Genomic DNA, 23,855 nt, shown 5'->3' with positions numbered 1-23,855 from the left:
GATAGGGGGATGATTATGGTGGATTACTTGACCGAACAATTAAAGGTCGATGCTTCTAGAAATATTATTCATATCGATATGGATGCATTTTATGCGTCCATTGAAATGCGTGATCATCCTGAATTACGTGACCAAGCATTAGTAATTGCACATGATCCACGAAAAAATGGTGGTCATGGCGTTGTAACAACTGCTAACTACGTGGCTCGTGCATTTGGTGTGCATTCCGCGATGAGTGCGCAAGAAGCGCTTAAATTAGCACCCAAAGCAGTTTTTAAAACACCTGATTTTCCTCATTATCGTGAAATTTCTAACCAGATTCATCAAATTTTTCATGAATACACCGATAAAATTGAATATGTGGCTTTGGATGAGGCATATTTAGATGTAACAGAAAATAAGCCAAAAATTAAAAATACCGTTCAATTAGCTCATCAGATGCAAGCGGAAATATATGATAAAGTTCATTTAACGTGCTCAACCGGGATTTCTTACAACAAGTTTTTGGCCAAATTAGCATCTGATTACTGCAAACCTGTTGGTGTTACTATTATTAATCCATCGGATGTACATGAATTTTTGATGCGACTGACAATTGAAAAGTTTCGAGGTGTTGGTAAAAAGACGGTTCCTAGAATGCATGATATAGGGATCATGAACGGACAGGATTTGTTTGATCGAAGCGAAGCAGAATTAATGCAATCATTTGGTAAACTTGGTTACACACTTTATCGACGAGTGAGGGGGATTGACGACCGCCCTGTCGAATATCAACGCGATCGTAAATCAATTGGCAAGGAACGTACTTATAATAAGGCGTTAACCAGTGATGAAGAAATAACAAATCAATTACGCTATTTGGCCGGGTTAGTTGTAGAAACTTTGAAAAGAAATCAAAAACATGGTAAAACGGTCGTTTTGAAGGTGCGTTATCAGGATTTTACGACAATTACTAAACGATTGACCCAAGTTGATTACTTTGAAAATAATGCTGAAACATTATTTGGAGCTGCGAATTCTTTGAGGGACGAACTAAATCATGAACAAAGTTCGGTCCGATTACTTGGAATTACGGTTACCAATCTTGATCCGTTACTTTTTGAAAACATTACACTACCATTATGGAACCGTAGTTAATAACGAGATTTTCAGCGTTTGAAAGTCAGGATCATAACCTGTATACTAAGGAACGGTTTACGTAAGATCCATACTAGAAGGGACACTTTATTATGAACGAAATGGACGAAATTTTTAAACAAATAAAAAAATATTCAAAAATTATTATTCATCGTCATCAACGCCCTGATCCAGATGCAATTGGATCACAAATTGGGCTGGCAGAAATTTTAAGGGCTTCATTTCCATATAAAACAATCCACGTTGTGGGAAAACATATTCTAGGTTTCGACTGGATTGGTGAAATGGACGAAATAGACAATGCGGAATTTGATGATGCATTGGTCATTGTTGTCGATACTGCTAATGCTCCTAGAATTGATGATCGCCGCTTTGATCAGGGTGCAGAACTGATTAAGATTGATCACCATCCAAATGATGAACCATTCGGTGACATCATGTGGGTAGAACCCGAGGCCTCGAGTTCTTCTGAATTAATTTACGATTTTTATGAAAAATTCAGTGACGAACTTACATTACCTAAGCATGCGGCCCACGCTTTGTTAGCGGGCATTATTGGTGATACAGGTCGTTATTTGTACCCAGCGACAACGTCTCATACAATGCGTGTTGTTGCTGGCTTAATGGATTTGGGTGCAGATAATGCGGCAATTGGTCAGCATGAAAACGAACTGAGCCTTCCAGTTGCTCGATTATCTGCGTACGTGTATGAAAATTTAACAATTTTAGATCATGGTGCAGCGTACTTAAAACTGACTAAGGATGTTTTAGCCAAGTTTGATTTGAAGGAAGCTGGAACGTCAGGAGTTGTTCCTATTCCAGGAAAAATTAAAGACGTTAAGTTATGGGCGATTTTTGTTCAACAAGATGATGGCACATACCGTGTGCGCTTGCGTTCTAAGACTGATCCCATCAACGAGGTTGCTAAGCTTCATGATGGTGGTGGTCATCCATTGGCAAGTGGTGCCAAGGCCAAAGATGAGGCTGAAATCAACCAAATTATTAGTGAATTAGACCAATTAACTAAGGATAGCAGTAAGGGAGAAAATTGATGACTGAGAAATTTACAACTTATAACTTTCAGCCGTTTATCAACAAAGCACTCGAAGATTTGCAATTTGTCACCCCAACACCAGTGCAAGAAAAATTGATTCCAATTATTCGAAAGAACAATAGCGTGGTTGGGCAATCTGAAACCGGTAGTGGCAAAACGCATGCTTTTTTACTTCCGTTGATTGATGGATTACAACTTTATAAAAAAAGTGTTCAGGTTGTTATTACAACGCCTAGTCGTGAACTAGCGTACCAAATATATGATGCCACAAAGCAAATTGTTGGTTTTTCAGATGATTTAATTATTGTTCATAACTACGTTGGCGGGACGGATAAAAAAAGGCAAATTGAGCAACTTTCACGCCAACAACCACAGATTGTGATTGGAACACCGGGCAGAATTATGGATTTGATTAAGGAACAGGCACTGGATGTTCATGAAGCACAACACTTTGTAATTGATGAAGCTGATATGACTCTGGATATGGGATTCTTGGATCAAGTTGATAAAATTGCCGGCAGTCTCCCGGAAGATGTGCAAATGCTGGTCTTTTCAGCTACAATTCCTGAAAAATTGAGACCATTTTTGAAAAAGTATATGAGTAATCCAGTGATTGAAGAAATTCCTTCATCTGCTGTGATTAGTCCAACGATTGATAACTGGTTATTGTCAACTAAGGGGAAAAGTAAAGAACATATCATCTACCAACTGTTGACAATGGGCGAGCCCTATTTAGCGTTAGTGTTTGCGAATACTAAGACTAGAGTTGACGAAATTACCGATTATTTATTAAAGCACAATCTCAAGGTTGCTAAAATTCACGGAGGAATGACCCCACGTGAGAGAAAACGTGTGATGCGTCAAATCCATAATTTAGATTTTCAATTTGTTGTGGCAACAGATTTGGCAGCGCGAGGAATTGATATTGAGGGAGTATCACTTGTTATCAACGATGACATTCCAACTGACCTAGAATTTTTCATTCATCGTGTTGGCAGAACGGGACGCAATAAAATGTCTGGAACAGCAATCACATTATACGAACCGGATAACGATCAGCAGGTTTCTGAACTTGAAAAAATGGGCATTGCTTTTAAACCAAAAGAAATTAAGAATGGTGAAATTGCAGATACCTACAATCGAAATCGTAGGGATCATCGCAAAGCGAAGCAAGCAGAACTTGATCCAACGTTAAAGGGATTTGTTAAAAAAACAAAGAAAAAAGTCAAGCCTGGTTACAAGAAAAAAATTCGAGGTGCTATTTCAGAACAGGAACGTCAGAAGCGTAAACTAGAAAAGCGTCACGAAGTGCGACAGGCTAAACGTAACAAGAAAAAATCATCGCGTTGACTTATGAAGACTGTATCGACTATAATATTTGTGGTTTAACTGAGATATGCTTTAAAACTAACTGGTTATAGAGACGTTTTGGATGGTGAAAAAAACGACTGTTGGTTTGGAGTGCTCCTCAGCAAGTAAATGGACACATGCGACTCAGCATTATCGAGATTAAGTGGTAAACGAAATCCATCGTTGCAAGCAAAGTGGTACCGCGCTTCAGGGCGTCTTTGCTAGCAATGGTGGTTTTTGTATTTTAAACGGAAAGTAAAGGTAAGAAGAATGAAAGAACTATCTAGTAGTGAAATTCGACAGATGTTTTTAGATTTTTTTGCACAACACGGACATAAAATTGAACCTAGTGCATCACTTGTTCCGGTAGATGATCCAACATTGCTTTGGATAAATTCTGGTGTTGCTACCATGAAAAAATATTTTGATGGATCAGTGGTCCCTGAAAATCCGCGACTGACTAGTTCCCAAAAGAGTATTAGAACAAACGACATTGAAAATGTTGGTAAGACCGCTCGACATCACACGTTATTTGAAATGTTAGGTAATTTTTCCGTCGGTGATTACTTTAAAAAAGAAGTGATTCCTTGGGCTTGGGAGTTGCTAACAAGTGATGAGTGGTTTGGCCTTGATCCAGAAAAACTTTATATTACAGTTTATCCAAAAGATAAGGAAACTAGGAAAATTTGGGAGTCATTAGGTGTAAAAGCCGATCATATTTATGAAGATGAAGATAATTTTTGGGATATCGGCCAAGGTCCTTCAGGTCCTGATTCAGAAATTTTTTATGATCGTGGTCAAGAAATGAACAACCTATCAGAGGATGATCCTGAAAATTACCCTGGTGGTGAAAACGAGCGTTACTTGGAAGTTTGGAATATTGTATTTTCTCAATATAACCATACTCCTGAAGATACCTATGAACCCCTGCCACATAAAAATATTGATACGGGGATGGGATTAGAACGAATGGTTTCGATTTTCCAGCATGCTCGTACCAACTTTGAAACTGATTTGTTTTTACCCCTGATCAGGCAAACGGAACAGTTAAGCGATGGAAAAAAATACAATGATAATAGTGAAGATGATGTGGCCTTTAAAGTTATTGCTGACCATATTCGTGCAATTACTTTTGCCATTGGGGATGGTGCATTACCTTCAAACGTTGGTCGTGGATACGTAATTCGTCGTTTGATTAGAAGAGCCGTTGTTAACGGTAAGAAGCTTGGTATTAATCATGCATTCTTGTATGAGATGGTCAAAACTGTCGGAGAAATCATGCAATCTTATTATCCAGAAGTGTTGCAGAACGCTGACTATATTGCTTCAGTTATTAAATCTGAAGAGGACCGCTTTAATGCCACGCTCAACGATGGATTGGCCCTTTTAAACCAAGTAATTGATGACACGAAGAAAGCAAATCACGGCGAAGTTGATGGAGCAACAGCATTCAAACTATACGACACCTATGGTTTTCCAATTGAACTTACACGGGAATATGCTGCAGATGCTGGTATTGAAATTGATGAAGCTGGTTTTGAAGCCGAAATGACTAAGCAGCAAAATCGTGCTCGTCAGGCACGCAGCTCTGCTAAGTCGATGGGTGTTCAAAGTGATCTATGGACAGACTTTAAGGAAGATAGCCAATATGTCGGTTACAATCAGTTGTCGATTGACGGTGGTAAAGTGCTGGCTGTTGCACAGAATAATCAGATTGTCGATACGGCAGAACCTGATGGTGGTCTTTGTGCCGTAATTTTTAGTGAAACACCATTCTACGCTGAAATGGGCGGCCAAGTTGCGGATACTGGTGATATTATTGATAATCACGGTGCTAAAGTCGGCCGAGTAACGGATGTACAACATGCGCCAAATGGTCAGAACTTACACACCGTTGAGTTGTCTAAACCATTGAAGAAGGGCGCTCGCTATAAACTGGTTGTTGATCGGACACGACATCTCAAAATCGAAAAAAATCATACTGCAACTCACTTGCTCGACCAAGCATTGAGAAATGTTCTCGGGGGGCACACGCAACAGGCTGGATCGCTTGTTGAGGATCATTATCTGCGGTTTGATTTTAACCATTTTGGCTCGGTTACGGATGAAGACTTAAAAAAGGTCGAACAGATGGTTAACGAACAGATTTGGCGTGAGATCCCAATTGAAACAGTGGAAACTGATATTAATTCTGCCAAAGAAATGGGTGCGATTGCGCTGTTTAGCGAGAAGTATGGTGATCGAGTTCGTGTGGTTAAGATTGGCGACTTTAACACTGAATTTTGTGGTGGTGATCACGTAACAAACACGAACGAAATTGGAATCTTCAAAATTGTTTCTGAAGGTGGAGTTGGCGCCGGGGTGCGCCGAATTGAAGCAGTTACTGCTAGTGACGCATATGATCTGCTTCATGAAAAAGAAGAACTTTTGGCACAGACTGCTGATATTTTAAAGGCACCACAAGTAAAAGAAATTCCACATAAAGTTGAGTTGCTTCAAGAACAGATAAAGGAACTTGAAAGACAAAACGAAAGTCTGCAAGGTAAGTTAACTTCTCAACAAGCAAATGACGTGTTTGGTAATGTTTTAGATACAAGCAAAGGTACTTTAATTGCTGCGCAAGTGAAGGTTCCAGGAATGCAACAACTGCGTCAGCTAGCTGATACTTGGAGAAGCAAACAATTATCGGATGTTCTTGTTATAGCGACAGCTGTGGATGGCAAAGCTAACCTACTTGTGGCAGTTAGTGATGAAAAGGTAAAACAAGGTATTAAAGCTGGAGATTTGATTAAAGCTATTGCTCCGTCAATTGGCGGTGGCGGTGGTGGTCGACCAAACTTGGCCCAAGCAGGTGGTAAAAATCCAGCGGGTATTGAGGATGCATTAAGTCAGGCGGCTGATTTTCTGAATTAGTAAACAGTTAACTTAAGAAAAGATTGTGACTATTACGAATCAATTACATCAGTCTAGATTGATTGTACTTTCTGTGTTGTTCTAGTAAAATTAACCTGAGAATAGTTGTAACACTGGGGGTGTACTAATTGGCGACTGATAAAACAATGTTTTTTGATTTTAGTGATAAGAATCAAAAGGATGTTCACGATACATTGAATACGGTGTATCAGGCACTGGAGGAAAAGGGATATAATCCGATTAACCAAATTGTTGGTTATCTTCTTTCCGGCGATCCAGCATACATTCCGCGTTTAAATGATGCGCGTAATTTGATTCGGAAACATGAACGTGACGAAATTATCGAGGAATTAGTACGATCATATTTGAAGACAAACGAGGGGTAGTAAATGCGATTAATGGGTTTAGACGTTGGTTCAAAGACGGTTGGCGTTGCGCTAAGTGATCCGCTTGGTTGGACGGCGCAGGGCGTTGAAATTATCCCGATTGATGAAGAAAATGAAGAATTTGGATTGTCACGGGTATCTGAACTTGTTAAAAAAAATCAAGTTAGTGGCTTCGTTTTAGGATTACCCAAAAATATGAATAATACTGAGGGCCCACGTGTCGATGCATCGCACCATTATGGTGATTTACTGATTGATAAATTTGGATTGCCGATTGACTATCAGGATGAGCGGCTGACTACGGTTGAAGCCCAAAGAATGTTAGTTGAAGAGGCTGATACTTCACGTCAAAAAAGAAAAAAAGTGATTGATAAGCTGGCAGCCAGTTTGATCTTACAAAATTATCTTGATCGACATGGCAAACTAACAAAAGAATTGTGAGGGATTTTATATGAGCGAAGAAGCACAAAACGATGATTTTATCACATTAGTTGACGATCAAGGTAATGAGGAACTCTACAAAGTCCTTTTTACTTTTGATTCTGAAGACTTCGGCAAGTCGTATATATTGTTGTATCCTGCAAGTGCCGAAAACGATGATCAGGTCGATATTCAAGCGTATGCTTACCATGACGAAGATGGCAAGGGTGAAGGAGAACTAGAACCAATCGAGGACGATGCTGAATGGGATATGGTTGAAGAAGTATTAAACACGTTCCTAGATGATGATGGTAACTTTGACGCATAGCCAAACCCAATAAAAGAGGACTCACACCGGGATTAATGGCGTGAGTCCTCTTTTTAATTAAATTATAGTTGAGCTGCAATTTCTTTTGCTTTTTCAGTATTACCAAAGTGGATTTTGGCAAAATTTCCTAGTGGTAAACCGCGGTGAATCAACTTTGCTGCGATTTGATCGACAGCATTACCTGCACCAATTGGTAATGTGATGCCTGCGTTTTGAGTTAATTCATCCATAGCTTGCAATGAAACATACCTGGCGACAATTGACGCAGCTGCCACTGATAGGTGGGCCTGTTCGCCTTTAGTTTTGAAATAGACACCATCTTTAACGATTACTTTTTGTCCCTTAAGGTAGCGGTAATAAGTGTTTGGTGCTACAAATTGGTCAATTAGGATCCCGTCAGGAATTGTGGGGCTAATTTTTTGGAGGACTTTTTGTAGTGCTAAATTGTGGCAAAAGGCCTTTAACTGCCCTTGATTATGGTACTGATTCATTAGTTGGTTGTACTTATCGGGCATCAAATTTACAACGTGGTACGGTGCAAATGTTAAGATTTGTTTGGCCATTTTGATAATTTCAGGATCAGTTAATTTTTTGGAGTCTTGAACGCCAAGACTTTTTACTTTTTCTAAATGATTTTGATCCACGTACACGGCAGCCACAGTCAATGGGCCAAAATAACTACCTGTACCCACTTCATCGGAACCGAGTACCGACCATGATTCAAAATCAGTGGGCAAGCTTGTGACGGGGACTTTACGATGATTGCTCGATTTTTTCGAACTTGAAACTACTGAAATTGACTGCCAGCGATTTAGCTGCGAATCAATGTTAGATCCTTGGAACATAACCTTTCCAGATCTGTAACCTGTAATTGTTGTTCCATGGATTTTGGCTCTAAAGACGGCGCCAGCTGGTGCGCCACTTAAGTAGCCTTCATAAGCATTTTTTAAGACGGTTAGTTGAGATGTAGGAACATTGATAACAGCTTGCATAAGTAAATAAACACCCTTTAAGTTTGATGTACTAAGTGTAGCATAATCTTTACGATAGTAATTAAAAAACGATAATGATAGAATATGACAGATAGTCTTTGTAGGAGGCACACAATGAGTGATAACGAAAAAAAACGATACAAAATAAAAATTGATAATGAAGAGTACACAATCGCCGGACCGGGTTCTCTTGAACAAGTACGTGCTGCTGAACAGTTAGTAAATGAACAGCTTCATTTTCTAAAAAATAATAATCCCGATTTAACACCGCTTCAACGTGCTAATTTGCTTGCGTTTAATGCGGTTTCTGACCGAATTAATAAGCAAAAAGAATTAAATAATGTGAAAAAACAGCAGAAGGAATGATGAAATGGTAGTAACAGTTTTAATTGGCGTTTGTTTGATTTTAGGTTACCATTATGGTTCTCGTCGTGGCCTTTTACGCATGGTTTTAAACTTAGTTAGCTATTTAATTGCAATTATTGGAGCCAAAATTTTTGCAACTTCGGTTGGCTCGTTTTTGGCCAATATTTTTCCAATTATTAGTTCAAATCAACAAACTGGCAACAATACTAGTGTAGGCACGGATGGCAATTTATTTTTTTACCATGGTGTCGCTTTTTTAGTTATTTTTATATTGATTATGGCCATTTGTCGCATCATCGTTAGAAAATTTAATTTGATTACTAAGCTACCCGTAATTCATCAAGCTAATGCATTTGCTGGTGGATTAATTAGTTTGGCATTAGTTTATGTCACAATTTTTCTTTTGTTGACGGTTTTTCAAATTATTCCAAATCAATGGTGGCAAGATCAAATTACAAATTCTGTAGTTGCACAGTGGATTATTAATAACACGCCACTATTAACTCAGATGATTGGCAACTGGCTTGCAGGTCACTAATGTATAAAGGAAATTGATAATGAATAAAAAAATTTTAGAAACAATGGAGTTCGACAGAATTAAAGACCAAATTGCTCCATATTTGGTTTCTGCTGCTGGAAAAAAAGAATTGGCATCACTCACTCCAGCATCTGATTATGAGACCGTTAACGAACTGCTAGGGGAGACAACGGCTAGTGTTGAAATATTGCGTTTGAATGGTGGTATGCCAATTCCACAATTGAGTGATATATCTGAACAACTTAAACGGTTGAAGATTAAGGCGACTTTAAATGGGACCGAACTAGCACAAATTGCTCGCGTACTTCGGGCGTCTGCTAGTACTAAGGATTTTTTCGAAAAACTACGGCAACAAGAAATTGATATTAAGGCAGTAGAACATTATGTTGATGAATTGGTCACTATCCCATCGATTACAAAGCAGCTAGTATCATCTGTGGAGGATGATGGCCGTTTAAAGGACGAAGCATCGACAAAATTGCATGGATTGCGTGAAAAGATAACACAGACTGAAGCGCTAATTCGGCAGAGAATGGAAAATTATACTCGTGGCAAGGAGTCTAAGTATTTAAGTGATTCAATTGTCACCATGCGTAATGATCGCTATGTTTTACCTGTTCAGGCAAACTATCGTAATCATTTTGGCGGTGTCGTTCATGATCAAAGTCAAAGTGGCTTAACCCTATTTATTGAACCACAAGCAGTAATGGAATTAAATAATCGACTTAGAGAAGCACAAATTGATGAACGTCACGAGGAACGTCGTATTTTAGCCGAATTATCTTCAACTTTAGCACCGTACAGAATTGAGATTGCACACAATGAGACAATCTTGGGCCACTTGGATTTTCTAAATGCGAAAGCAGCAATTGCTCACGAGATGAATGCTACTAAACCAATCGTAAGTGAGCAAAATCATGTTAATTTAAAGCGTGCACGCCACCCGTTGATTGATCCTAAAAAAATGGTTGCTAATGATATCGAAATTGGCGATGCATACAAAGCAATTATTATCACTGGACCAAATACCGGTGGGAAAACCATTACGCTTAAAACAATTGGTCTAATTCAATTAATGGGTCAATCTGGTTTATATATCCCAACAGAAGAAGAAAGTTCAATCGGCGTATTTGGTGATATTTTTGCTGATATTGGCGATGAACAGTCACTGGAACAAAATCTCAGTACTTTTTCTGGCCACATGGAAAATGTCAAATCAATTCTTGATCACATAGACAGTCGTAGCTTGGTATTACTTGACGAATTGGGCGCCGGTACTGATCCGAAGGAAGGAGCTGCGCTAGCCATGTCGATTCTTGATGCAATTGGTGTGAAAAATAGTTACGTAATGGTCACCACTCATTACCCAGAGCTTAAAGTTTATGGCTACGATCGTGATCAAACAATTAATGCTAGCATGGAGTTTGATCAAGAAACATTGCAGCCGACTTATCGTTTGTTATTGGGAATTCCAGGGCGTTCAAATGCGTTTGAAATTGCACAACGTCTTGGTATTAGTTCAGAGATCATTAGTGAGGCTCGATCATTAACGGATGATGATTCACAGGATCTAAATAAGATGATCGGTGATTTGGTCGAGCAACGTAAAAAGGCTCATGAGCATGAACTGGAATTGGAACATCAGGTGGCCGATGCAACAGATTTGCAAACAGAATTGAGACAAAAGCTAGACCAGTTTGAGGCTAATCGCGATCAAATGCAAGATCAAGCCAGAGTGCAAGCCAATCATGAGGTTGCACAAGCACGACAAAAAGCGGATCAGATTATTAGTCATTTGCGTCAGTTAGAAAGACAACAGGGTGCTAACGTTAAAGAAAATCAATTAATTGATGCAAAGGGACAGTTGAATGCTTTGCACATGAACGATCCTAAACTGAAAAAGAATAAAGTCTTACAGCGTGAAAAACGTAAACATGATCTAAAAGTTGGGGATGCCGTACTAGTTAAATCATATGGGCAATATGGAGAATTAACCCGGAAAATGGGTAAGGATGACTGGGAAGTTCAGCTTGGTATTTTGAAAATGAAAGTTAACGAGTCCGATTTGGAAAGAACGGATCGAAAAAACATTTCGGAACAAGAGGCTAAGCAGCCTAAACGACCAATGGTTCGGACACAACAAACACGGCAAACGTCAGCTAGACTTGATTTACGAGGACATCGCTATGAGGCGGCTATGAATGAAGTAGAACAGTTTATTGACCATGCCATTTTGAATAATCTGCCATCAGTGACGATTATTCATGGTAAAGGTACCGGCGCATTGCGCAAGGGTACCCATGAGTACTTGCAAAGTAATCCACGGGTTAAATCATTTGAATACGCTGCACCTAATGCTGGTGGTGATGGTGCAACGATTGTTTTCTTATAATTTGTAAGTTAGCTGATTTTTAGTAAGCAAAAATGTTTGTATTTTGATTAACATTTGGTACACTGGTTACAATCATTAATAAGGGGGTACTTGATATGGCAGTCGCAGTGACTACAGATCAAACTTTTGAAAACGATACAGCAAAAGGTGTAACATTAACTGATTTTTGGGCAACATGGTGTGGTCCTTGTCGGATGCAGTCTCCTGTTGTAGAACAATTGTCTCAGGAAATGGACAACGTTACATTTAATAAGATGGATGTTGACCAAAATCCTAACACCGCACAGCAATTTGGTATTATGAGTATTCCTACTCTACTTGTAAAAAAAGACGGTGAGGTTGTTGATTCTATCGTGGGGTATCACTCTAAAGAACAATTACAAAAGATTTTAGACCAATACTTGTAAAATAAAATAGACTTAATTAAAAGTACCCAATAAGAATTCAGAGTTGAATTGTTGTTGGGTACTTCTTTTGTTATTTATTTGTCATGATCATCACTATCAGACTCTTCAGTACTGTTTTCTACTGTGATGTATTTTGTAGGTTCAATATCAGTTAAAGTATCTTTTAAGTTGTGTTGAACTAGTATTTCAACGCTATTTTTCTTCTTTTCCGTAATTTGCGCCTCAGATGTAGCATTTGTTTGTAGCTCGATCTGTTGTGCTAAAAAGCCAGCTTCTAAGGTGAAGTTGTTTTTGTCCAGTGCTAGGCGGTCTGTGACTAAACCTCCTGACATTATCCATACCTGTTGCTTTTTATTTTTCTTTTGCAGCTTGATATCACCAAATCCTAGTTGACTAAAAATGGTGCTGACATCATCTTCAGTCTCAACAGGAAATTGGCGGGCTAAATCTTTGCCGGCCCAGTATAAAATACCATCTGTTTCTTTTCCCAGGATGGCTGGAATTAAAATATCTCTAAGCACTTCCAGTGGAAGACCAGCGTTACTGTGTAGTAATTTTGCATATGATGGTTCAGACATAAGTGCACCCCTTTATTTTATCAATCACTATTATACAGGTAATTTTCAAACGTTAAAGATTAAATTAGATGATTTTGCTTGAAAAAAAATGAATAGAACGTAATAATTAAGTTTCAGAGATTTTTCGAGAGGGGACATTAAGAATGGATAAACGTCCGATTGGCGTAATGGACTCAGGAATTGGCGGTTTAACGGTTGTTAAAGTACTTCAAAAGGAACTGCCAAATGAATCCATTGTATTTGTGGGAGATCAGGCACGGTTGCCTTATGGCACGCGCTCAACAGAAGAAATACAACAATTTAGCCTGCAAATCGCTCATTTTTTACAGACCTACGATATTAAACTAATGATTATTGCTTGCAATACTGCGACCGCAGCTGCACTTGATTATTTGCGTGCACAATTACCAATTCCAGTAATTGGTGTAATCAGTCCTGGTAGTCATGCAGCTTTAAAGTTAGAACATCATCAAACAATTGGTGTTATTGGAACTAATAAGACGATTGAAAGTAAGGCGTATAGTCGCCAGATTAACGATCTTGATTCAAGTGTTAACGTCATTGGATTAGCAACGCAAGAGTTTGTCACCTTGGTTGAAAAAAATCAAATGGGCACGGAACATTCTCAGTCGGTGATTACCCAGAAAATGCAATATTTCAATCAACACCGAGTGGATGCTCTCATTCTTGGCTGTACTCATTTCCCACTATTGGCAAATGAAATTAAGCGGTCACTTGACTATGATATACCAATGATTGATGCGGGTGCAGCAACAGCTGAGTATGTTAAAAGTAAATTAATAGATTTAAATGCTGAATCTGACGCAAATACATCAAAAACAGTTTATTTCACAACTGGCAATCCTAATGATTTTCGTGCGGTTGCTAGCAAATGGCTTGAAAATGACATGCTTGATGTTTCAAATATTAAATTAGGTGATTAAATAATGGATACGATTGTCGTTGCAACTAATAATCAGAATAAAGCTCGCGAATATCGTGAACTATTTGAGCCATGGAATATTACCGTTAAGACACTTGCTGATTTTGATATACCATTTGACATTAATGAAAATGGGACAACATTTGAGCAAAATGCCCTGATTAAAACACAAGCCGTTGTTAATGCCACCAAATTGCCTGTGGTTGCTGATGATTCAGGGCTAGTAGTTGATGCGTTGGATGGAGAACCGGGAGTTCATTCTGCCAGATATGCAGGCGATCACGATGACGAAGCTAATATTGATAAGTTACTGACTAACATGCGTGGTGTGCCTGATTCTAAAAGGACGGCACACTTTCATACAACCCTTGTGGCGTTGAAACCAAACGGTAGTAAATTAGTCGCAGATGGTAATGTCAGTGGTCGCATTTTAATGGAACGACATGGTGAAAATGGCTTTGGTTATGATCCAGTTTTTTACGTTCCAGAAACAGAAAGTTCCATGGCTGAATTGACTGACCAACAAAAGAATGCGATTAGCCATCGTGGCCGAGCCATGCGCCAACTGATGATTAATTTTGAAAGTTGGTGGAATGCTTAATGAAATTACTGGTTGTCAGTGATAACCATGGAGATCGCACAATTATCGAAGATATCGTTGCACATTACAATGAGCAAGTTGATTTAATGGTTCACTGTGGCGACTCTGAAATGGCGACAGATGATCCACTATTTAAAATCATGCCAAGTGTTCAGGGAAACAATGACTATGGTCAACATTTTCCTGAAATGCAGGAACGTGAGATCAACGATGTCAAAGTGTTGGTTACACATGGTCACTTACAAAATGTTAATTTTACGATGAACAATCTGTCGCTATTGGCACAGGAAAAGCAGGCTGATATTGTAGCATTTGGCCATACGCATAGGTTAGCAGTTACAGAACATGAGGGCATTTTATTTGTTAATCCTGGCAGTATTAGTCTGCCAAGAGGCGAGTACGCATCAATTGGCGGGACGTTTTGCATTGTGACTGTTGATACTAATAATTTTTCGGTGCAATATTACGATCGTGTCATGAGACCAATTAGTGAATTAAAATTTAATTTTAAACGTCTAAAGAACTGATAATTGGTGGCAAAGTTAAAAGTTATATTAATACGATGATTTTAGTATTCATCTGACGATGATTTAGCTACAATAGAGTTATCGAAGGGAGAGTTCTCAATGATTAACTCAGCGATTAAAGGAATGTTGACAGAGAATCAAGAAAAATTTTTGATTCCGGCAGCAGTAGTGGCCAATGTTCTAGAATCGAACAATTTGTATCACGCATTTTTGGTATTAACAAAGATTAAGTATGCCAAAATTGTTGTTTTAAATAATGACGGAAAATATCGTGGCCTGTTGTCACTACCAATGATTACAGAACAGATGTTTGAAACAGAGTCAATCGATGTTGAAAAATTAAAAAGTATTAAGGTTGCTGACGTTATGCAGACAGATGCACCAACCATAGCGGATCCATACGATGTCGAGCAGGATTTGCATTTGCTAACTGATCAACCATTCTTACCAGTGGTTGCAGAAAATGGCGATTTTACTGGTATAGTTACAAGAAGAGAACTATTTAAAGCTATTAACCACCTTGTTCATGATATGGACGAGGAATATGATATTATAAGCAAAGATTCTAAAATGATAACTGAGAGGGAGTAAAAGTATGGCTAAATTAGATGCCCAAGCGATCATCGACTACATCGGTAATTCAGAAAAAAAGACACCCGTTAAGGTATACCTGCGTGGTAAATTAGGAGACATTAAGTTTCCGGCTGCCATTCGGCCATTTGTTAATGATCAGAGTGGTGTAATCTTTGGTGATTGGAAGGATGTTAAGCCGTTCTTAGAAGACCACAAGGGTCAAATTGACGATTACGAAATTGAAAACGATCGTCGGAATTCTGGTGTGCCATTGCTTGATATGAAAGAAATTAATGCGCGAATCGAACCGGGTGCTGTGATTCGCGAACAAGTTCTTATTGGCGATAATGCTGTTGTCATGATGGGAGCTCAAATTAATATCGGTGCTGAAATTGGTGATGGAACAATGATTGATATGGGTGCTGTTTTAGGTGGTCGTGCAATTGTTGGTAAAAACTGTCATATCGGCGCTGGTACGGTGTTAGCAGGGGTGGTCGAACCACCTTCGGCAACACCGGTCATTGTTGAAGATGATGTTTTGATTGGCGCTAACTGTGTTGTGCTTGAAGGAGTACATGTCGGCAAGGGTGCTGTGGTTGGTGCCGGCGCTGTTGTCACCAAAGATGTTGCTGCAAACACTGTTGTTGCGGGGGTTCCAGCTCGTAAAATTAAGGATATCGATGACAAAACTAAGAGTAAAACTGAATTAATGGATGAACTTCGCAAACTATAGGAGTGGTGAAAAAATGACGTTGTCAAAAGACAATTTATTATCAATTTACCGTCATCTTCACCAGTATCCTGAGCTTGGACTCGAGGAGTATCAAACTCATGAGTATTTAAGTGAAGTTGTTGCAAAAATGCCACAAGAATTTTTGACAGTTAAAAATGTCGAAAAATTGCCGACTGCTTTGTTGGTAAAGGTAAATGGTCATGATCACAGCAAAAGAATTGGGTATCGTACGGATATTGATGCGTTACCAGTTACTGAAGAAACTGGATTACCTTATAAGTCCAAAAATGAGGGTAAAATGCATGCATGTGGACATGATATTCACATGACGGTTGCGTTGGGTGTTTTGAGCTATTTTGCCACTCATCAACCTGATTACGATTTGGTATTCATTTTTCAACCTTCGGAAGAAAACCATAGTGGTGGAATGCAGTTGTACCAAAGTGGAGCACTAGATGAATGGATGCCAGATGAAATTTATGCGTTTCATGACAATCCACAGTTACCTGCTGGTACAATTGGTTGTTTGAACGGGACACTATTTGCCGGAACTTGTGAAATTCATGCTGATTTCTACGGCAAGAGTGGTCATGCAGCATATCCACATAACGCTAACGATATGGTTGTTGCCGCTAGTGCATTCGTAATGCAAATTCAAACAGTTGTTAGTCGTAGCGTTGATCCAATTCAGGGTGGCGTCGTGACACTCGGACATTTGAACGCTGGAGAAACCGGTAATGTGATTGCGGGGCACGCTCACATTGATGGAACAATCAGGGCATTGACCCAAGAAAATAATGCGTTGATGCAAAAACGTGTTAGAAGTATTGCTGAAGGGGTTGCCTTGACGTATGGTTGTCAAGTCGATTTAAATTTACACCAAGGTGGTTATTTGCCAGTGGAAAATAATCAAGAAATTACAGCTGATTTTATTGATTATATGAGTCACGCTGAAGGTGTTAATTTCATTGAAACAAAGCCAGCAATGACAGGTGAGGATTTTGGTTATTTAATTTCCAAAATTCCAGGTACTATGTTTTGGTTAGGTGTTGATAGTCCTTACTCACTTCATAGTGAACGGATGGCTCCCAACACTGATGCAATTGAACCAGGAGTTGAAGCTATTACAGGATATTTAACGCATCGATTTACAACCATTAAATAAAAAAATCCACCTTCACTGAGCTTATGCTCTTGTGGAGGCGGATTTTTTGATTACTGATCTTGATTTTTATTGATTGATTGCATCAACGTAATATTTTTATTTCTTAATTCATTCAAGTACGCCGCTAGATAGCCACTCCTGACGGTTTCTTGAGTACCGCTAGCAGCTGTCATTGTGATTCTGAATACTAATTGATTGTTTTCATTCATGGTTGTACCAACAATTTCTGGCTCACTCTTAACTTCTGGATATTTGTCAATTAATTGTTCGTTAACTTGTTCAACTGTTTCGTTGATTTCTTGAAGTGGTGCTTTTGAATCAATTCTGATGTCGATCTGCACTCGCATGTTATTACGTGAAAAGTTACTAACAATTGTAATATTGTGGTTGGGAATAAAGTTAAGTGTTCCGTCAGAACTGGTTACTTGAGTTGTCCGAATACCCAGCGCAGTGACAGTTCCCTTGATTGTACCAATTTGAATTACATCGCCAACGTCAATTTGTTGTTCCAGTAAAATAAAAAATCCTGTTACTACATCACTAACGAATCCTTGAGCACCAAGTCCTAACGCGATACTAAAGATTCCTGCACCGGCGATTAAAGTTCCGACGGGCACGCCGATTACTGATAAAAGTGCATACAGGTAGAAGAAAAAACATGTATATCGGAAAATATTCAGGGTGAGCGATCTGATTGTATTTGTCCGATTTGTAGTTAGCATAGTTTTCGCCAGATAGCGTTTAAAAGTACGGTTGATTAGTAGGCGACCGATCAATAGTATGATAAAAAAAGCGATCGTGATGCCAATAATAATAAGAATTTTGCTTAACAAATGTTCACCAATTGTTTGCCATCTGATACTAGTTATTGATGATGTAAAACTGTTAGTTTGTTTTGTAATGCTAGAATTTAACGATGTTAAAAATAAGTCGTTCAAAACAACGAACCTCCGTTTTTAATGTGGTCATTTTTTGATTTAGTTATTCTTCCTATATGATATCTTACAGCATTTTATATTTAATTGCGGTGAAATTTGTAACGTGATATGCTTAACCATACAAATACATGATTTTTAAGGAGGGAACATACATGACAATGGGACAACTGGCAGGGTTAATTGCCGCAATTGCCTTTTTTGTGTTAGTGCTTTTTATCGGTGTATTTTTAGTTCGATTAAGTGCCACGCTTAAGGAAACCAAGAGTAGTGTGGCGGTTCTTACAAGTGACGCAGACGCGTTAAGCAAGGAAGTCGAAGTAATTTTAAGTAATGCTAACGAATTACTAGAAGATGTTAATAAAAAAGTAGCAACTGTTGACCCGGCGTTCCAAGCTGTAGCTGATTTAGGAACCAGCGTTTCAGAGTTGAATGATGCTACCCATAAAGTTACTGACAGATTTAAGTCTAGTGGTAAGAAAACTGCGGGCACTGGGATTGCGGCCACGGTTGGTAAGACGGTTGTTGAAAGCATTTGGAAGCATCATCGTGCCAAAAAAGCAAAGAAGAGTGAAATTTAGTCCACATTTACTTTAAGGAGGACAAAGTACAATGAAAAAAACATTGGCTGGATTATTTATTGGATCGACCATCGCATATGCGGCATATCGCACACTGTCGGAAGGTAGAAAAGAACAACTGCGTCAAACTGCTAAGGATACTTTAGAGGATCTTAGGGATAATGCAATTGACTACATGATGTTAGCTGAAGACAGTGCAGAAGATTTGTTTGATAATGCTGATGAATACAAAGAAAGTATTCAATCAAAAGTTCAAGAAACCGGCGAAAAAATCGGCGAGAAAAAAGATGAAGCAATTTCTCGTTTTAACAATGATAACTTTGATGAGCAGACTCAATCAATTCGCGAACAGCTTGCGTCTGCTGGTCACACTGGTGATAGCAATGATGATATTGTCATTGATAAAACTGAGGATGACGATTCTGAAAACGAAAATAAAGAGTAAATAAAAAAACACCCCCACGGGTGCTTTTTTATTTTATCCGATAAATGTTAAATCTTTTGAAGTATGTGTGAATGGTAGGCAGCCATTGTCAGTTATGTGAACACAATCTTCTATTCGAACACCGGCCACGCCAGGTATATATATGCCTGGTTCAATTGAAAAACACATTCCTGGTTCGAGCACTAAGTCGTTGCCCTCCATGATTGAAGGAAATTCATGTTCGCTCATACCCATACCATGTCCAAGACGATGGATAAAGTATTCGCCATAACCGGCCTTATCAATGATGTCTCGCGCCACTTTATCAAGTTGTGCAGCAGTAATTCCGGGTTTAGCAGCAGCTTGGGCAGTTAATTGTGCTTCTAGGCAGACGTTATAAATATCCTGTTGCTTTTCATTCAGTTTGCCAACTGCAATTGTGCGAGATGCATCGCTAATGTAACCTTCATAGACAGTTCCAAGGTCAAATAATACTAGCTCGTCTCCATTAACTTTGTTAACAGATGTTGCACCGTGTGGTTCTGCAGCATGAGCTCCCGCTTGGACGAGAGTTTCAAAACTCATTTGCATAATTCCGTGTTGCTTTAATGCATATTCAAGGGTGGCAGCAATTTGTTGTTCTGATTGGCCAACTTTGACAGCTTCAAAGCCAACTTTAAAAGCAAAATCAGCCCATTTACCAGCTTCGTCCAATTTTTTAATTTCGTCTTCGGTTTTGATTAACCTTAGTTGTTGGATATTGGGTGTTAAATCACGACTGAAATCTGCCTTTGGAAATTGGTCAGTCAGTGAGTGTAAACGATCAACCGTCAATTGAGATTGCTCTATTCCCCAATTTTTGGGGTTTGGATTACGTTTTTTAATTTGAGTTGTAATGATATCAAATGGTTTTTCATGATCAAGATAGCCGTAAACAGGGTATTTCCATCCCGTATCTTTAATTGCTTCAACTTCTAGAGCAGGTGCAAAAATGAATGGATCGTGGTCAGGAAAAACTAATAAGGCTAAAACCCGTTCGATTGGGTCACTACCAAATCCGGTGAGGTAGTTGATTGTCATTGGATCGCTGAGATAAGCGACGTCCAGATTCAGGTCAGCAACTGTTTGTTGCACTTTTTCTAATTGTGTCATGTATCTCGCTCCTTTAAATTTAATCTTTTCTATTGTAGCATAAATAAAATATTTCATTTTCACGAAAATTAGTGAAAACGGATTGAAATATTTTCATTTATCTGCTATATTGTTTGAGTTATGAAAGAAAATGAAAACTGATTAGATCAATAAAGAAAGGGCTTAATCAAAATGGAAAAACAAACAGTTACAATTTATGATGTGGCTAGGGAAGCAGCCGTTTCAATGGCGACAGTTTCGCGGGTTGTTAATGGTAATCCCAACGTTAAACCTGCTACTCGTAAAAAAGTTCTTGAAGTAATCGAACGTCTTGATTACCGTCCAAACGCAGTCGCACGTGGGCTAGCAAGTAAAAAGACAACAACGGTTGGGGTTATTATCCCGGATGTTACGAATGCTTTTTTTGCTCAGTTAGCTCTTGGTATTGATGATATTGCTTCGATGTACAAATACAATATTATTCTTGCTAATTCGGATGAAAACGGTAGTAAAGAACTACAAGTGGTCAATACACTTTTAGCAAAGCAAGTTGATGGTATTATCTTCATGGGTAATAAAATTGGGGATGATATTAAAAACGAGTTTAAGCGTGCACAGATGCCGGTGGTAGTTGCTGGATCGATGGGGATTTCTGATAATTTACCAAGTGTTAGCATCGATTACGTTGCAGCCACTAAGGAGGCAGTTTCAAACCTACTAAATCGTGGTCAAAAGGTTGCACTTGTGACTGGTCCATTGTCCCAGGCAATCAATGGAGAGTACCGTGTGTCTGGATACAAACAAGCTGTCGAAGATGCCAACCAGACTTATGATGAAGAACTTGTATTTGAAACGAATGGCTCATATAAGGCCGGCTATGATTTAGCCGCAAGTTTAAAGGATTCAGATGTCACAGCTGCTTTTGTTGGTGATGATGAATTGGCTGCTGGACTGCTTAACGGATTGACTGATCGAGGAGTTAAGGTACCAAGTGATTTTGAAGTTACAACCACTAATGATACTAAGTACACAGAGATAACACGTCCCAAGATGTCCTCAGTTACACAACCTTTATATGATATTGGTGCTGTTTCGATGCGTTTGTTAACTAAATTAATGAATAGTGAAGAAGTTGATGAGCGCAATATTATTTTACCTTATGGGTTAATTAAACGAGATTCAACTAAGTAATAGGCGAGGTAGATAAACAGTTGCAATCAAGAGAGAGCCTACATCAAACAAAGCAGGTATCGCAGCCTGCAAGACATCATCGTTTGTTTAACTTTATTGGGATTATTTTGCTGACAATATTTTTGCTAGCAAGCGTTGCAAATCAAACGGTGATGAATGAAAAATTCGTAGCAAAGCAAATTGCAAAGTCAGATATTGGCACTGAAATTGTTACAGATGTTAATAATAGTGCATCGCAATATGGTCTTGATGAAAAGATCATGACTAAAAAAATTGCTAACGAGTTAATTGAGAATGCTGTGGGGGATGTATACGCAGATCGTGAAATCAGTATAGATTTTACGCCTGTTTACAATCGTGTTGACAAGCTTGTTAACGACAAACTAAGTGATGTTGGATATTCTGGTACAGGTTTGTCTAGTTCACTGAAATCTGAGTTGCAAAGCGGTCTCAATTCGATTATTAATCAACAAATGAATACGAGTGAACTAACTAATCTCGAGGGAGAATTGGCTAGTGCTAAGACAATCTTGTCTGTTTTATGGGCTGGTAGTGGTATTTTATTAGTGATCATGGCAATTTATGCACTAATTCGTCGTTTTCTGTTACAAGGTCTAGGATGGATTAGTTTAATCGGCGGTGTTTTTAGTTTACTATTTCTGAAAGTAGCCACTGTTACTGGAAGTGATATCCTGAGTTCACAAAGTTCCCTATCCTCACTATCACCTGATCTACCGAATAGTATATTTGGTAATGGATTGGTTTATGGTTTAGGGTTTATCATTGTTGGAGCTGTACTACTAGTTGTTTCACGTTTGTTTAAGAAATAAGCGCGAAGAAGTTGATTAATAAATCTTGAAATTGTAAAGCTATTTTGCTACAATTTTCGTGCATGTGTTTTACTTGAAAAAATATAGAAAAGAGGAGTTACTATGTCAGGACATTCAAAATGGCATAACATTCAAGGACGAAAGAACGCCCAAGATGCCAAGCGTGGCAAGATTTTTCAAAAAATTTCACGTGACTTATATCAAGCCGCTAAAGCAGGTGATCCTGATCCAGCAAACAATCCTCAACTTCGACTGGTGATGGAAAAAGCGCGCTCTGCTAATATGCCAAAAGACAACGTTCAACGGGCTATTGACAAGGCAACGGGTGCCGGTGGTGCCAAGTTTGACGAAATAACATACGAAGGATATGGACCTGGTGGAATTGCTGTTATGGTTTCAGCTCTAACAGACAACAAGAACCGGACCGCTGCTGCTGTGAGATCAGCTTTTACACATTCTGGTGGATCGCTTGGTGCGACTGGCTCAGTGTCATATATGTTTAATCGTCGTGGGTATATTGTTGTTCTTAGAGAAGATCTTGATACTGATGAGGACACAATGCTGATGGATGCGCTGGATGCAGGCGCTGAAGACATGAATACCGAAGATGGTGCTTTTGAAATCTTTACTGATCCTAGTGATCTTGCAAGCGTTCGTGATGCATTGCAGGATAAGGGATATGAGCTGGATACAGCTGAATTAACAATGATTCCAGAAAACACCACAAAGGTGCCTGAAGATAAAGCGTCTCAGTATCAACATTTGATTGACGAATTAGAATCAAATGATGATGTTTCTGATGTTTATGAAGCAGGAGAGTTACCTGAATCGGAAGAATAGATTTGTTTTGGTGCTTTACAAAATAACTTTTTAATACTTTAAAAGAGATGGAAGTAATAATTACCCATCTCTTTTTTGTATTTATCGATTTATATATGAAAATTAAGTTAAAATTATTAATACAAATAGTGTATTGGTCTATTAATGATTACTTGTAAAACTCTAATTTGACGTTTGTTGGTTTGACACTATTTAAAAACGTTTATGTGTGAAGCAAATTCGTATTAACGTGTGAATAGTCAATAAGGATAAGACGCGAGATGGTTGAAGTGCGAAATTAGGTATTAGATTATATATAACGATATGTATACCAAAACTAATTTAATTCATTTATCTTGAAAAAAATGTTGACAATCATTATCGATATTGGTAATATTTTTACTGTTGTCAATTACTGATACGTCAACGTTTAGAAACATAATAATTTAAAAATACTTATTGACAAGTTAATTAGTATTTAGTATTATTATCAACGTTGCTCGTGTGATTGAGCGACATGGTAGACCTTTGAAAACTGAAC

At 38.6% G+C, this 23,855-nt stretch carries 26 protein-coding genes; 22 read left to right on the top strand and 4 right to left on the bottom strand.

What is annotated here, in order from left to right; translation table 11 throughout:
- Positions 1-15: 15 nt before the first annotated feature.
- The 7 genes from dinB to FD16_RS00100 all read left to right on the top strand — a co-directional run bounded on the left by dinB (position 16) and on the right by FD16_RS00100 (position 7,588).
- Positions 16-1,137 carry a DNA polymerase IV gene (gene dinB / locus FD16_RS00130; RefSeq protein WP_010622780.1) on the top strand — a complete coding sequence of 374 codons (1,122 nt, stop codon included), beginning with the start codon at positions 16-18 and terminating at the stop codon, positions 1,135-1,137.
- A gap of 92 nt (positions 1,138-1,229) precedes the next feature.
- On the top strand, positions 1,230-2,189 hold the full coding sequence (locus FD16_RS00125; RefSeq protein ID WP_010622779.1) for a DHH family phosphoesterase: 960 nt from the start codon (positions 1,230-1,232) through the stop codon (positions 2,187-2,189).
- Entirely contained in the window at positions 2,189-3,541 is a 1,353-nt protein-coding gene (locus FD16_RS00120) for a DEAD/DEAH box helicase (RefSeq protein ID WP_010622778.1), read from the top strand. Before FD16_RS00125 ends, FD16_RS00120 begins: the two co-directional genes overlap by 1 nt.
- Positions 3,542-3,811: 270 nt before the next feature.
- Positions 3,812-6,454 carry an alanine--tRNA ligase gene (gene alaS / locus FD16_RS00115; RefSeq protein ID WP_010622777.1) on the top strand — a complete coding sequence of 881 codons (2,643 nt, stop codon included), beginning with the start codon at positions 3,812-3,814 and terminating at the stop codon, positions 6,452-6,454.
- A gap of 128 nt (positions 6,455-6,582) precedes the next feature.
- A complete protein-coding gene (locus FD16_RS00110; protein WP_010622776.1) occupies positions 6,583-6,840 on the top strand; it encodes an IreB family regulatory phosphoprotein in 258 nt (85 codons plus the stop codon).
- A gap of 3 nt (positions 6,841-6,843) precedes the next feature.
- Positions 6,844-7,281, top strand: a complete 438-nt coding sequence (ruvX, locus tag FD16_RS00105; protein WP_010622775.1) for a Holliday junction resolvase RuvX — start codon at positions 6,844-6,846, stop codon at positions 7,279-7,281.
- Positions 7,282-7,291: 10 nt separating this feature from the next.
- Entirely contained in the window at positions 7,292-7,588 is a 297-nt protein-coding gene (locus FD16_RS00100) for a DUF1292 domain-containing protein (protein WP_010622774.1), read from the top strand.
- Between the two features lie 62 nt (positions 7,589-7,650).
- Here FD16_RS00100 and rnhC read toward each other — a convergent pair whose 3' ends face one another.
- A complete protein-coding gene (gene rnhC / locus FD16_RS00095) occupies positions 7,651-8,580 on the bottom strand; it encodes a ribonuclease HIII (protein WP_010622773.1) in 930 nt (309 codons plus the stop codon).
- A gap of 114 nt (positions 8,581-8,694) precedes the next feature.
- Here rnhC and zapA point away from each other — a divergent pair, with 114 nt between their 5' ends.
- The 4 genes from zapA (at position 8,695) to trxA (ending at position 12,283) form a co-directional block, all read left to right on the top strand.
- Positions 8,695-8,946, top strand: coding sequence for a cell division protein ZapA (gene zapA, locus FD16_RS00090; RefSeq protein ID WP_010622772.1), 252 nt, complete (start codon positions 8,695-8,697; stop codon positions 8,944-8,946).
- Positions 8,947-8,950: 4 nt separating this feature from the next.
- Positions 8,951-9,484, top strand: a complete 534-nt coding sequence (locus FD16_RS00085) for a CvpA family protein (RefSeq protein ID WP_010622771.1) — start codon at positions 8,951-8,953, stop codon at positions 9,482-9,484.
- Positions 9,485-9,503: 19 nt separating this feature from the next.
- Complete coding sequence (locus FD16_RS00080) at positions 9,504-11,876, top strand: endonuclease MutS2 (RefSeq protein WP_010622770.1); 2,373 nt, start codon at positions 9,504-9,506, stop codon at positions 11,874-11,876.
- 95 nt (positions 11,877-11,971) lie between these two features.
- Positions 11,972-12,283 carry a thioredoxin gene (gene trxA / locus FD16_RS00075; RefSeq protein WP_010622769.1) on the top strand — a complete coding sequence of 104 codons (312 nt, stop codon included), beginning with the start codon at positions 11,972-11,974 and terminating at the stop codon, positions 12,281-12,283.
- A 74-nt stretch (positions 12,284-12,357) separates the two neighbouring features.
- Here the strand turns inward: trxA and FD16_RS00070 are convergent, their stop codons facing one another.
- Complete coding sequence (locus tag FD16_RS00070) at positions 12,358-12,861, bottom strand: DUF2507 domain-containing protein (protein ID WP_010622768.1); 504 nt, start codon at positions 12,859-12,861, stop codon at positions 12,358-12,360.
- Between the two features lie 143 nt (positions 12,862-13,004).
- Here FD16_RS00070 and murI point away from each other — a divergent pair, with 143 nt between their 5' ends.
- From murI to FD16_RS00040, 6 genes are all read left to right on the top strand, one after another.
- On the top strand, positions 13,005-13,805 hold the full coding sequence (gene murI, locus FD16_RS00065) for a glutamate racemase (RefSeq protein WP_010622767.1): 801 nt from the start codon (positions 13,005-13,007) through the stop codon (positions 13,803-13,805).
- A 3-nt stretch (positions 13,806-13,808) separates the two neighbouring features.
- Complete coding sequence (locus tag FD16_RS00060) at positions 13,809-14,405, top strand: XTP/dITP diphosphatase (RefSeq protein ID WP_010622766.1); 597 nt, start codon at positions 13,809-13,811, stop codon at positions 14,403-14,405.
- Positions 14,405-14,932: a metallophosphoesterase gene (locus FD16_RS00055; RefSeq protein WP_010622765.1), complete on the top strand. Its 528-nt coding sequence runs from the start codon at positions 14,405-14,407 to the stop codon at positions 14,930-14,932. The genes FD16_RS00060 and FD16_RS00055 overlap by 1 nt, the downstream gene beginning before the upstream one ends.
- A 99-nt stretch (positions 14,933-15,031) precedes the next feature.
- A complete protein-coding gene (cbpB, locus tag FD16_RS00050; protein ID WP_010622764.1) occupies positions 15,032-15,523 on the top strand; it encodes a cyclic-di-AMP-binding protein CbpB in 492 nt (163 codons plus the stop codon).
- Between the two features lie 4 nt (positions 15,524-15,527).
- A complete protein-coding gene (gene dapD / locus FD16_RS00045) occupies positions 15,528-16,238 on the top strand; it encodes a 2,3,4,5-tetrahydropyridine-2,6-dicarboxylate N-acetyltransferase (protein ID WP_010622763.1) in 711 nt (236 codons plus the stop codon).
- 13 nt (positions 16,239-16,251) lie between these two features.
- The gene (locus FD16_RS00040; RefSeq protein WP_010622762.1) at positions 16,252-17,403 is read left to right on the top strand and encodes an N-acetyldiaminopimelate deacetylase; all 1,152 of its coding nucleotides are present in this window, start codon (positions 16,252-16,254) and stop codon (positions 17,401-17,403) included.
- A 50-nt stretch (positions 17,404-17,453) separates the two neighbouring features.
- Here the strand turns inward: FD16_RS00040 and FD16_RS00035 are convergent, their stop codons facing one another.
- Positions 17,454-18,341 (bottom strand): mechanosensitive ion channel family protein, encoded by an 888-nt coding sequence (locus tag FD16_RS00035; RefSeq protein WP_010622761.1) that lies wholly within the window; start codon positions 18,339-18,341, stop codon positions 17,454-17,456.
- A 152-nt stretch (positions 18,342-18,493) separates the two neighbouring features.
- Between FD16_RS00035 and FD16_RS00030 the strand changes: the two genes are divergently transcribed.
- Together FD16_RS00030 and FD16_RS00025 are read left to right on the top strand one after the other, a co-directional pair.
- Positions 18,494-18,919 carry a DUF948 domain-containing protein gene (locus tag FD16_RS00030; RefSeq protein ID WP_010622760.1) on the top strand — a complete coding sequence of 142 codons (426 nt, stop codon included), beginning with the start codon at positions 18,494-18,496 and terminating at the stop codon, positions 18,917-18,919.
- Between the two features lie 31 nt (positions 18,920-18,950).
- A complete protein-coding gene (locus FD16_RS00025; protein ID WP_010622759.1) occupies positions 18,951-19,364 on the top strand; it encodes a YtxH domain-containing protein in 414 nt (137 codons plus the stop codon).
- A gap of 33 nt (positions 19,365-19,397) precedes the next feature.
- Here the strand turns inward: FD16_RS00025 and FD16_RS00020 are convergent, their stop codons facing one another.
- Positions 19,398-20,495: a M24 family metallopeptidase gene (locus FD16_RS00020; protein WP_010622758.1), complete on the bottom strand. Its 1,098-nt coding sequence runs from the start codon at positions 20,493-20,495 to the stop codon at positions 19,398-19,400.
- A 171-nt stretch (positions 20,496-20,666) separates the two neighbouring features.
- Between FD16_RS00020 and ccpA the strand changes: the two genes are divergently transcribed.
- From ccpA to FD16_RS00005, 3 genes are all read left to right on the top strand, one after another.
- Positions 20,667-21,665 carry a catabolite control protein A gene (gene ccpA, locus FD16_RS00015; RefSeq protein WP_010622757.1) on the top strand — a complete coding sequence of 333 codons (999 nt, stop codon included), beginning with the start codon at positions 20,667-20,669 and terminating at the stop codon, positions 21,663-21,665.
- Positions 21,666-21,685: 20 nt separating this feature from the next.
- The gene (locus FD16_RS00010; protein WP_010622756.1) at positions 21,686-22,495 is read left to right on the top strand and encodes a hypothetical protein; all 810 of its coding nucleotides are present in this window, start codon (positions 21,686-21,688) and stop codon (positions 22,493-22,495) included.
- A 102-nt stretch (positions 22,496-22,597) separates the two neighbouring features.
- Positions 22,598-23,335 (top strand): YebC/PmpR family DNA-binding transcriptional regulator, encoded by a 738-nt coding sequence (locus FD16_RS00005; protein WP_010622755.1) that lies wholly within the window; start codon positions 22,598-22,600, stop codon positions 23,333-23,335.
- The last annotated feature ends 520 nt before the right edge of the window (positions 23,336-23,855 follow it).

It is taken from the genome of Paucilactobacillus suebicus DSM 5007 = KCTC 3549 (assembly GCF_001434475.1).
GTDB lineage: Bacteria > Bacillota > Bacilli > Lactobacillales > Lactobacillaceae > Paucilactobacillus > Paucilactobacillus suebicus.
This window is presented reverse-complemented; position numbering and strand designations above follow the sequence as displayed.